This window comes from Peribacillus simplex (genome assembly GCF_030123325.1).
Taxonomy (GTDB): Bacteria; Bacillota; Bacilli; order Bacillales; family DSM-1321; genus Peribacillus; species Peribacillus simplex_D.
In genome coordinates, this window is the sequence record NZ_CP126106.1 from 3,598,094 (window position 1) to 3,609,887 (window position 11,794).

Genomic DNA, 11,794 nt, shown 5'->3' on the forward strand with positions numbered 1-11,794 from the left:
ATATATTGATTAGCTTTTAGTTGTTAAAATATATTTATCGAAATCCGAATGAGAATAATTTTCATCTTCATTTAGAATCTTATCACGAACGATAATCGTTTTCAATAAGAAATTAACTTTTTTTATTATTTTCCCTTAAAAACCGTAGAATATTCCGTATGTTCCTTTAAGGCTTTCTCTTCCAATGGGATTCTTACCGTCATCATCCAAACATTCAATAAACTAAAGATGATAGCAGTATAATATGCATTGAATAATAAAGAAATAACCATGATCTCAGTTGCCACTATGATATAGTTCGGATGTTTGAAATATTTATAAGGACCTTTAATGACCACATCGGCATCAGGAACCACTATGATTTTTGTATTCCAATGTTTGCCCAATGAGCGGATTACCCAAATCCTGCCTGACTGTGCAATTAGAAAAAGGGTCAGCCAAATTGGCCATAGTCCAGCCACATCCCTTTCAAGCACGACCACTTCAATAATGAGAACAATAAAAAAACTAAGGTGCATTAGAACCATCCAACTGTAATGGGACTCACCATATTCCACTGCTCCGGCAGACTTAAGCTGTTTTTCATTTTGTTTGGCGATATATAATTCAAACATGCGCTGTATAGCGATCAAGATAATGAAAATGGCAAAGATCATCACTTCCACCTCATTAACACAAGTTCAGACGAAAACCCAGGCCCCAATGCAGCAGCCAAGCCCACCTCATCTTTATTCCCGCCACGCTGCATGAACCTCTCCAGGACGTACAAAATAGTTGCTGAGGACATATTGCCAAATTCCCTCAATACGCTCATTGACTCTGCCGTCATGCCTTCATCGAACCCGAGGGCTTCGTGATACGCATCAATTACTTTTTTGCCTCCAGGATGAGCAATGAAATCTTTTATATCCCTGAGATCCAATCCATTCTCCATTAAGAACTCTTGAACATTCGGTTTAAGCCAATCTTTGATGATTGTAGGGATATCTTTTGAAAAGATCACATATAACCCTTGATCTTTAACATCCCACCCCATTACGTCCAATGAATTCGGCATTAGCGTGGATTGCGAATTCAAAAATTGCAGATGTCTTACTTTTTTTGAAAACTGTTCATCAGGTACTTCATCACCGCAAACCAAAACACAGCTTACTCCATCAGAAAATAAAGAAGTTCCAATTAAATTGCTTTTGGAGATATCATTCCTTTGAAACGTCAGGCTGCATAACTCCACACATAAAACAATGACCTTCGCCGTCGGGTATGCCTGGCAATATTCAAATGCACGCGATAGGCCACTTGCTCCCCCTGCACAGCCAAGTCCCCAAATCGGAATCCTTTTAGCATGCGGGCTAAATGGAAGTTCATTCATTATCCTGGCATCAATGGTCGGGGTAGCAATACCCGTGCTTGAGATAAAGAAGAAAGCATCTAACTCGTTTGCCTGCAGTTCTTCTTTTAAAAATTCTTTGTTGGCTAAGCATTTTTCTATAGCTTCTTTCCCAAACTTGACTGCCTGTTGAATATATAAATCATTCCGATCGGCAAAAGAATGATCCTCTTTAAACCAATCAAGATCATTAGAAAAATATCGATTTTCCACTTGTCCATTCTTAAAGGCTTTAAGTAACCGTTCTATATTCTTAAATGAGGCTCCAAATATTTCTCTCGAAAATTCCATGATTTTCTCCTGAGAAAGTAAATGTGGCAGCTTTATATGTGATGCAGATAATAAATACGGCATGATTGCACCCCTTATCATTCATGATATGGTTAATATACCCAGCAGGATATCAATTATGCCTTATCGCCGTGGCCGTTAAGTACGTTATTCCTTTCTCTTTTGACATTTAAAAGCCGTGTACCTCTTAAAACAGCCTTTCGAACAGGAATCAAAAGCGTCCTTATTGGCATGACAGGGGATATCCGTGGGAGAATAAATGAGCAAATTAGGTGAAAGCACGTTTTGCATGCCGTTAGAAAGTGAGATGCTTGAACCTTTTGCAGCAGAACTCGGCAATATGCTTACCGGGAGCCACTTCTTTAGCAGTCGGGGATGCATTTAATGATATTACCCCACCCACCGTTTTTGTGGGCAATCATGAAGCAATCCATATACCCATGTCATTAAAAGGCGTTGGTACTCTTCATATCATCTTTATTATCGATATGTAATCATGAACTATTAAACCCCCTTACCAAAAATCGGTAAGGGGGCGCTGTCATTCTTCTTTCTTTACAGAAGATTGATTTTGCACTTGAATAATGATATTTTGAAACTCCTCTTTTCCACAAACGCTGCACCTATACTCCTGGCTTAAAATGGTTCGACAATGAATACAATATTTTTTCTCCATCCCTATCACTACTTTCCTGAACATATACTATCAATATATTCAAAAAGTGAAGAGAGTTTCCTTTTATCTGACAAAACTTCAATTTCATTATCAATGATATGCTTCGGCATAAATGAAAAAATGCCTAAAATCCTCATTACCTGAGGATTTTAGGCATTAAATGGTTGAATCTATCAAGTTTACCGAATCTATTATTAATCAGGCTACTTTTTGCCCTTCAATACGAGCTTCCTTCACTTTCCCTTTTGTAGGGACGATGTTAAAGACGATATTCAAGAAAATGGCTGTCAAACTTCCGGCTACAATACCGTTTTCCGTTAAGATTTGGAAGCTTTCCGGAATTTGCGCAAATAGTTCAGGAACGACCGTCACACCAAGTCCCATACCTACTGAACAAGCGATGATCAATAAATTTTCTTGAGAAGCAAAATCCACTTTACTCAACATCTTAATTCCAGCTGCAATCACCATCCCGAACATTGCAACCATTGCACCGCCAAGCACGGAAGAAGGGATAATTGTCGTGAATGCGCCAATTTTCGGAACAAATCCTATGAAAATTAGGATGCCCGCTGTTGTGTATATGACATTCCTTGTTTTAATGCCTGACAATTGAATCAATCCGACATTTTGTGAAAAAGCCGTATACGGAAACGAATTGAACAAACCGCCAATCATGATGGCCAGTCCTTCAGCACGATATCCCCGAGCCAGATCGTCTTCTGATATCTCTTTGTCCGTGATTTCACCAAGGGCATAATAAACACCAGTGGATTCCACCAAGCTGACGATCGCCACCAATGTCATCGTAATGATCGCCGTGACATTAAATGTCGGAGTTCCAAAGTAGAAAAAATGAGGCATATGCAGCCAAGTGGCACTGACCACTGAGCTAAAATCCACTTTTCCAAGGAAGAAAGCTGCAAATGTTCCGACTAACAGCCCCAATAAAATAGAGATGGAGCGCAGGAATCCCGATGAGAACTTATACATGAATATAATGAATAATAAAGTTCCAAACCCAAGAGCTACATTATTCAAGTCTCCGAAATCAGCAGCACCTTGACCTCCACCAAGATTGTTGATGGCAACAGGAATGAGCGTTATGCCAATAATCAAAACGACCGATCCAGTGACAATTGGCGGGAAAAACCTTGCCAGTTTTCCGAAAAATTTACTAATGATAACGACGATCAATCCCGACACCAATATAGATCCATAAATGGAGTTGATTCCATATTGCGTACCAATTGCAATCATCGGGCTAACTGCTGTGAATGTACAGCCTAGGACGACCGGAAGTCCAATTCCAAAGAACTTATTTTTCCACACTTGCAATAAAGTTGCTATCCCGCACATCAAAATGTCTATCGAAACTAAATAAGTCAACTGCGCTGCAGTCAATTCCAGCGCCCCACCGACAATCAATGGAATGACGACTGCACCGGCATACATGGCAAGGACATGTTGTAATCCTAAAGAAGCCACTTTTAAAGGTGATTGATTAGACATTGACGGTTGCTCCTTCCATTTCGTCGGCGAATGTAATCTCACCGAATTTCAACTCAGCAACCCTCGCAAGTGATTCAACTTGAAAACCTTGTTCCCTAAGATCCTTACCACCGCTTTGGAATGCTTTTTCAATCACGATGCCAATTCCGGCCACTTCTGCTCCAACCTGCTGACAGATTTCCACCAAGCCCCTGGCTGCCTGTCCGACCGCAAGGAAGTCATCGATGATCAAAACCTTATCCCCAGCTTCAATATATTTATTGGAAACCGTTATAGTATTGGTTTCTTTTTTTGTAAAGGAATGAACGGACGCGGTCACTAAATCATCTGTTAAAGTAAGTGATTTACGTTTACGGGCAAAAATTAGCGGAACTTCCAATTCCAACGCAGCCATCAAACCTGGTCCAATGCCTGAAGATTCAATCGTCAGCACTTTCGTTATTTCCTTTTGTTCGAATCGTTTTACGAATTCTTTACCAATTTCTTTCATTAGCACAGGATCCATTTGATGATTTAAGAATGAATCTACTTTTAAAATATCTTCTGATAAAGCTTGACCCTCGGACAAGATTTTTTCCTTTAAAAGTTGCATGAAGGTTCCTCCCAATCTTGGATGAATATTGACCCATAAACCATGCAATCATTTCCCGGCATATAAAAAGCCCAAGAAACATTGCGGCACTTTTTTGGAGTGAAGCAATACTTCTTGGGCATGAATGAAAAGTGAATGAGCAAAAGCATTCATTGTGCAACAAGATCTATTACTCACCCATAGTCGAATTATTTACGGTAATCCGGTAGAAACTTGCAGGCCATATCCCTGCTATTATACGAGTGATACTTTATATTTTTATTAATATATGAATTATAACAACGCTGGCTCTATTTGAAAAGGGATTTTCGATAAAAACCGAACTTTCATTTAAAAAATTAAATCATCATTCGTATTATTAGAAAATTGCGAAATCACAAGCCTAAATAAAAGGGATTTTCCCCGCAAAAGAAAAAATCACCCATCTTTACGTTCCATTTACTGGTATCATACACGTCACTTTTCCAACTACCCGTAAAAAAGAAGAAGGTCTTGACATTTACTCCAAGTCCTTCTTCTTTTGATTCATTTGATTTTATAAACTTCTTTATATTTATTTTCAAGATACTTTATTAAATACTGAACATTCAGTCCCTCTCCTGTCGTTTCTTTCAAAATCTCAAGAGGCTTTTTTGTTTTTCCGTATTTATGTATCTTTTCATTAAGCCATTTCCTGATTGGAGCAATATCACCCGCTTCCAACAGTCCATCAAAATCAGGCAAATCTTTAAGCATCGATTGCTTGAGTTGGGCTGCATACATATATCCCAATGCATAAGAAGGGAAATAACCAAAGCTGCCATCTGCCCAGTGTACATCTTGCAACACGCCCATGGCATCATTTTCAGGCACAATCCCTAAATAATCCCTATATTTTTCATTCCAGACTTCCGGTAAATCCTTCACTTCAAGTTCTCCATTAAAGAGAGCCTTTTCCAGTTCATACCGAATCATAATATGTAGAGGATACGTCAGTTCATCTGCTTCAATACGGATGAGCGATGGTTTTGATTCGTTAATGCCCCGGTAAAATTCATCCAGTGTCACATCATTGAATTGTTCGGGAGCATATTCCTTTAATAAGGAGAATTTATTTTTCCAGAAGTTATGGTCCCGTCCAATGAAGTTTTCGAAAAACAATGATTGTGATTCATGGATCCCCATTGATGTCCCGCCATCGAGAAGTGTTCCAGTTAATTCTTCGGCGATATTCTGCTCATAAATGGCATGTCCGCATTCATGGATGGTCCCAAAAATTGCTCCCCTAAAATCCTTTTCATCGTATCGGGTCGTCACCCGGACATCGCCCCTGTTTATTCTAATTTCAAAAGGGTGAACTGTTTCATCGAGCCTGCCAGCCTTGAAATCGTATCCTAGCTGTTTTAAAATTTCCAAGTTAAGTTGATGCTGTTTGTCTTTTGGAAATTCTTTATAAAGGAACGCTGTTTCAGGTTTATGTTCGCTTTCGGCAATCTGTTTTACCAATGGAACAATCCTCGCCCGTAGCTCACTGAATACGCTGTCAAGTATATCTACGGTCATCCCAGGTTCATACATATCTAAAAGGGTATTATATTTCGTCCCTTCATATCCCCAGTACTCTACGAACCTACGGGTATAAGCTACAATTTGTTCCAAATAAGGTTGAAATAAAGAAAAATCAGCTTTTTCCCTTGCCTCTTCCCATGCACTTTCAGAACGCGATTGTAAAATGACGAATTCCTTATATTCGTTGGCAGGAATTTTCTTATTCCTTTCAAACTCTTTTTTGCACTCTTGTACCATTTTATTCGTCGTTTCACTAAGAGTGGCTTTCTCCAGCGAAAGTTCGGCAATGAAGGATTCCATTTCTTTACTTGTGCTCATATTAAACACCTCGGAGGAAAGCACGCCGATAACTTCGGAACGCTGCTCAACACCCTGTTTCGGTGCACCTGTACGCAAATCCCAAAAAATTAACGCGAGAGCTTCATTATAGGCCGAGATTTTCTTTACATATTCTCTAAACTCTTTTTCTATCAGATCGATACCCTTTTTTTTCATATTCACTGCTCCTTCCAACTACACTTTACCATATTATACAAAAGTCTTTCATATAAGAACCACTTCGATTAATAAATTAAAATAAAATAAGAGCCAAGGGGCACCTTGGCTCTTATTTTGGACTGGACTTTAGTTAAAGCGTTACAGGAAGAATGGATACAATCTTCTCTTTCACCTGTTCCGAAAGATCCTTTTCGGTCAGAATCTGGACTGTTCCCGAATCATTGCTCGTCCTGATCAATCGCCCTATTCCCTGGCGCAATCGAAGGAGCATGTATGGAAGATCCACTTCTTCGAATGCGTCGGTAACCGAGTTACGTTTGGCCTCGAAGACCGGATCTCGCGGCGGGAATGGAAGGGAGTGTATCACTACATTTTGTAATGAAGGTCCTGGTACATCAAGCCCTTCCCATAAATGATAGGAGAAAAGGACAGATTGCTCATCCTCTTGGAACTTCTTAACAAGCTCGCTGATTTCCGCTTCGCCTTCAAAATAAAAGGGATAAGAAGATATTGGGCAGTTTTCCTTGAACCAATGCAATTCTTCTTTTGAATGAAATAACACTAGTGTTCGACCTTCATTTTCCTCGATCGTCTTCATCGTATATTGAAGTTTTGCCAATTGATCTCCATTTTCGAAGACCGGCATGTTCAATTTCATGACTTCATCGTAATCAAATGGTGATTCAACGGAGAAGCTGTCATACTTTTCTATTCCTAAACTATCTGCAATATATTGGAAGGATTTATTATCCGATAATGTTGCAGATGAAAAAATGTAAGGGATTTTTTTAGAGAAAACCTGTTCAGACAAAATATCCTGTACAAGCCTTGGCATGATGACCAATGTTTTGGTCATTTCATTTTCTTCAAACCAGGAAACGGCCTGCTCATCCTTCACAAATAGAGAAAGTGAGTAACCCAGCTGCTCTAAATATTCTTCCGTCACTTTTAAATCATAATCATTGATCGTGTACATTTCCGCTTCAAAAACAAGGTTCTCCTCTAACTCTTCAACCTTTTTGTGAAGCTTTTGGGCAAAGTTTGTTATTTCTTTGGACATCGGAATTTCATAACGATTAGATCCGCTGACATGTATCGCTTTTTCATCCAACAAATCAAAAAACTCTTCATTGATATCAATTAAATCCTCAATGATGTATAAGGTTTCTTCACGAACCTGATTGGCTGTAAGCAATTCTAAAACTGAAGCAAGGGTCTGTTCCCCAACTTTATAAGTTAAAGCCTTTTGAGCAGCAAATTCCAATAGGTGACCTTCATCAAAAACAACGCAGCTATGATCAGGCAGCAATGGTAACTGTCCTTCACGCTTACGCTTTTCCTTTGTCCATACATGCTCCATGAAGAAGTCATGTGAACAAATGATCAAATCACTTGATTTTCGGTAGTGGTCACGTGATAGGGTTTGCCCACACCGATGGCGTTTATCACAGGTAAAACAGTTTTGGAGTTGATCCCAGCCAACTTTAGACCAGTCTTCATCATTTAAATATGGATACTGTTTACGGTCCCCATATGCTGTATAGGCGTTCATGGATGAGTTATCATGGACAAACTTGGGAAGTTCATCATATAACTGATCTATTCCCTCGGAATCTTCATGATTCACTGCGTAATCCAATTTTTTAAGACATACATATTGATCATGATACTTGGCAAGCCGAACATCCACTTCAATACCTAAAGCATTCTTGATTTTTTGGATGTCGCCTTCCTCTTTGACAAGCTGTTCAATCAACGTTTCATCTGCACACGAAATAATTGCAGGTTTATTCGTATATCTCGCATAACAAATCGCATATAGTAAATAGACCAAAGTCTTACCGGTCCCTACCCCAGCTTCAGCAAAACTTACATTCTTTTCTTTAAAGGCTTTTTCTAACTGAAAAGCCATGAAGATTTGTTCGTCACGCAGCTCAAATCCTTTTTCGGGAAGAATATCGTAAAAAACATCACCGATCCATTCTGAAAGCTTATCGTAAAAAGAATCTTCCTTTGTTACCGAAAAAGGCAGTGTTTTAAGCATCATGGTCTCCCCTTTTATCTATCATCAGTATATAGTATCCGAATCATTACAATCTTAGGCAAAAGTATATTATCCTTTATTTCACATTAATAGTCAAGATATTTACCAACCATCAGAAATGAAGCGTATTATGTATGTTTTTTTTATGTATGCTGCCAGGTTACCCGATTCGTAAAATAAAAGACAGGCTCCAAAAGAGAGCCTGTCTGTAAATAATATAGGGTTGAATTAAGCTTTGTTTACGTTTGATGCTTGTGGTCCACGTTGACCTTGTTCTACATCAAATGTAACGTCTTGGCCTTCTTCAAGTGTTTTGAAACCTTCGCCTTGGATAGCTGAGAAATGTACGAATACATCGTCTCCACCTTCACGTTCGATGAATCCAAAACCTTTTTCTGCGTTAAACCATTTTACTTTACCTTGTTCCATTTTTGTTGCCTCCTAGTGTGTTCTCCACACATTATATTACTATCCTTGCTCAAGAGAATATTAAGGTATTCCTTAAATCTGAACAAAAATAATTCATTATTAGAATAACAGAAAAGGAAATGATAAGCAAGACTGGAACCTATTATGAATAAATCGTCCTGACCATCAAAATCCTCCATTATATTCTACCTACTTATTCACCTTGAGGCTGTCTTGGCGGCCTTTTCCCCCAATATTGATAAAGGTCAGCACGGATGAAACCATTGAACAATTTCCTTTTTTTCGTTGCAGGCTTACCGTAATGCTGTTCGAAGTCAGGATTGGAGGTAATCATGTATACTGACCATGTATCAAGCTTCTTGAAGGCTTGGCCCATTTCCCTATACATCTGCTCAACCGCTTTTTTCTCACCAAGACGTTCTCCATAAGGCGGGTTTCCGACAATTACACCATACTCTTTCCTTGTCGAGATATCCCTCACCTGCATTTGTTTGAATTCAATCAGATCACCAAGACCCGCTTCAAAACTATTCGCTTTAGCTATATCGACCATTCGATGGTCAATATCACAACCGGTTATGTCCAAGTACTGATCATAATCGGCTAAATCTTCAGCCTCGATCCGCGCTTCATCCCATACCTTGCTGTCCATCCATGCCCAGGTTTCAGATACGAATTCCCTGTTAAACCCAGGTGCTATGTTCTGCCCTATTAAGGCTGCCTCGATGGGAATCGTTCCAGAGCCACAAAATGGATCTATGAAAGGTTTATCCGGTTTCCAATTGGTCAGCATGATTAAGGCAGCCGCCAATGTTTCTTTAAGGGGTGCCTCCCCCTGTCCTGTCCGATATCCCCGTTTATGCAATCCTGCACCTGAAGTATCTATAGTAAGTGTCACTACATCTTTTAAAATAGATACTTCAATTTTAAATAAAGGACCAGTCTCTGCAAACCAGGACACTTGCTTATATTTACTTTTCAATCTATCAACAATCGCCTTTTTAACTATAGCCTGACAATCAGGGACACTGTAAAGCTTTGACTTAACGGATTTTCCACTCACGGGGAACTCTACATCGGCTGATAAGTAATCTTCCCAATTCAATGCCTTTGTTTTTTCAAACAACTCATCAAATGAATATGCTTTAAATTCTGCGACTTTAATTTTCACCCTATCGGCACTGCGCAGCCATAAATTAGAGCGCGCAATGGCGGATTGGTCCCCTTTATATGTGATTTTACCATTTTCAACTTGACAATCGTAACCAAGATCCCTTACCTCCTTGGCAACAATTGATTCCAATCCCATTGCTGATGTTGCGATAATATCGAATTGTTTCATTAATCTTGCACCTTCTTTCCATTAATCCAAATCAATGGCCCCTTTTCCTGATGTTCTTCATTTATGTATTTAAGAATCAGGCATTGACTTTTATCTTTCAGTTAGAATTCTTCATTGTTTGCCCCAGCTTATTTCATGATCATGTAGCGAGAAAATTCATTAATTGCCGTGAAATAAAACTTTACTCAATTATCCATGTACCTTAAGATACACGCTGCTATCATATGATTGAAATCATCAATACCCATTATGTATGCTGCCCATCCATTATCATGAAATTTGAAGTTTTCCGTCTTGATACCTTCATTTTGAGCTAACAGAAGGGTTCGGGAAAATTTATAAATAGGATACCCAGAATCAAGGAAATACTTTACATTCCGACACTATTTTTAATAACGTTTCCGACAGACTTCTTCAAACCCATTTTCTTTCCACTTGACACTTTTCGAAATGGAATGAAAAACTTGCCAAGTTCTAAGTTTAACACAGTGGTGTTTCAGAAAACGAAAAACAAATGGAAATGCCCAATCTTTTTATAATCTGGCAATCTCCATAAACAAAAACTCCCCTTTTAAAAGGAGAGTTGTGCTTTTGGTGTAATATGATAACGTTCTGTAAGCCATGTTTTGTTCCTCAGTACTGCAAGCGACTCGCGTCTCGTACTTCGGCGGTAATCATCTATCTACAGAAGCATATGCTTCTGTCCTTCTCCTCGTTCAATTCCAAGGAAGAAAGCGCCCCTACCATTAATTTGGGTTTCTCGCTCGTGGGGTTTACCTCGTTCCACCCTTTACATTTCTATAAAGGCTACGTCACTGTGGCACTTTTATAGGTATTCATGCCATATCCAAAAGGACTTAGGCATTTTCCCAGCCGTCAGCAATCCAAGATTGCTGCCCAAGCTTATTTTTTCGCCAGGCACGAACACTACGGACATCGCAGTCCGTGCGAGCATGGACTTTCCTCTACTGCATAAATGCAGCAGCAATTACCCAAACGTTAACATAACATAATTGATTATACTCCATTATTCATGAAAAAACAATACCAAAATAATTTTCACTTTTAAAATGCAAAACCTCAGTCAAAAAGCTTATTACCAAAAACATGCTTTTCCAAGTTGGATAACCGTTTAAGGATGTCAAAGTTAGTGGTTCCCGGAGTGGCACTTGGAGCAGGTTGATTTGGACGTTTTGTACTCTCTTCGGCTAGTTTTTTCAATTTAAGATTTTCTTGTTTAAGATCTTCGATTTCCTGATGGAACACTTCATAATCTTTAATGATCAGATCCAGGAATTGATCCACATCTTCAGGTTTATAACCGCGCATGGCTGTTTTAAAATCTTTTTCAAGAATATCTTTAGCCGTTAATTTTATCTTATCGGATAGCATAAGACTTCACCTCAATACTTTCGCCAATACAATCGACTTTTTATTATTTTTTCAAATCTGCTTGGGTTTGTCAACGAAAC

General features: G+C 39.0%; 9 protein-coding genes, 1 other RNA gene and 1 riboswitch. All 10 genes read right to left on the reverse strand.

Features of this window, described 5'->3' with window-relative positions; translation table 11 throughout:
- Window positions 1–125: 125 nt before the first annotated feature.
- Complete coding sequence (locus QNH43_RS16925; protein WP_283915022.1) at window positions 126–656, reverse strand: isoprenylcysteine carboxyl methyltransferase family protein; 531 nt, start codon at window positions 654–656, stop codon at window positions 126–128.
- Window positions 656–1,744, reverse strand: coding sequence for a type III polyketide synthase (locus QNH43_RS16930; RefSeq protein WP_283915023.1), 1,089 nt, complete (start codon window positions 1,742–1,744; stop codon window positions 656–658). Before QNH43_RS16930 ends, QNH43_RS16925 begins: the two co-directional genes overlap by 1 nt.
- A gap of 811 nt (window positions 1,745–2,555) precedes the next feature.
- Entirely contained in the window at window positions 2,556–3,869 is a 1,314-nt protein-coding gene (locus QNH43_RS16935) for a nucleobase:cation symporter-2 family protein (protein WP_283915024.1), read from the reverse strand.
- Window positions 3,862–4,461: a xanthine phosphoribosyltransferase gene (locus QNH43_RS16940; protein ID WP_283915025.1), complete on the reverse strand. Its 600-nt coding sequence runs from the start codon at window positions 4,459–4,461 to the stop codon at window positions 3,862–3,864. Before QNH43_RS16940 ends, QNH43_RS16935 begins: the two co-directional genes overlap by 8 nt.
- Before the next feature lie 160 nt (window positions 4,462–4,621).
- Window positions 4,622–4,723: riboswitch (purine riboswitch) on the reverse strand.
- 263 nt (window positions 4,724–4,986) lie between these two features.
- Entirely contained in the window at window positions 4,987–6,504 is a 1,518-nt protein-coding gene (locus QNH43_RS16945; protein ID WP_283915026.1) for a carboxypeptidase M32, read from the reverse strand.
- Window positions 6,505–6,637: 133 nt separating this feature from the next.
- Entirely contained in the window at window positions 6,638–8,554 is a 1,917-nt protein-coding gene (locus QNH43_RS16950) for an ATP-dependent DNA helicase (RefSeq protein WP_076365763.1), read from the reverse strand.
- Between the two features lie 225 nt (window positions 8,555–8,779).
- Window positions 8,780–8,980 carry a cold-shock protein gene (locus QNH43_RS16955; RefSeq protein WP_034307871.1) on the reverse strand — a complete coding sequence of 67 codons (201 nt, stop codon included), beginning with the start codon at window positions 8,978–8,980 and terminating at the stop codon, window positions 8,780–8,782.
- 193 nt (window positions 8,981–9,173) lie between these two features.
- Entirely contained in the window at window positions 9,174–10,322 is a 1,149-nt protein-coding gene (locus QNH43_RS16960; protein ID WP_144549637.1) for a THUMP domain-containing class I SAM-dependent RNA methyltransferase, read from the reverse strand.
- 610 nt (window positions 10,323–10,932) lie between these two features.
- Window positions 10,933–11,322, reverse strand: an RNA gene (gene rnpB, locus QNH43_RS16965) — RNase P RNA component class B.
- Window positions 11,323–11,402: 80 nt separating this feature from the next.
- On the reverse strand, window positions 11,403–11,714 hold the full coding sequence (gene gpsB / locus QNH43_RS16970) for a cell division regulator GpsB (protein ID WP_076365757.1): 312 nt from the start codon (window positions 11,712–11,714) through the stop codon (window positions 11,403–11,405).
- Window positions 11,715–11,794: the final 80 nt, after the last annotated feature.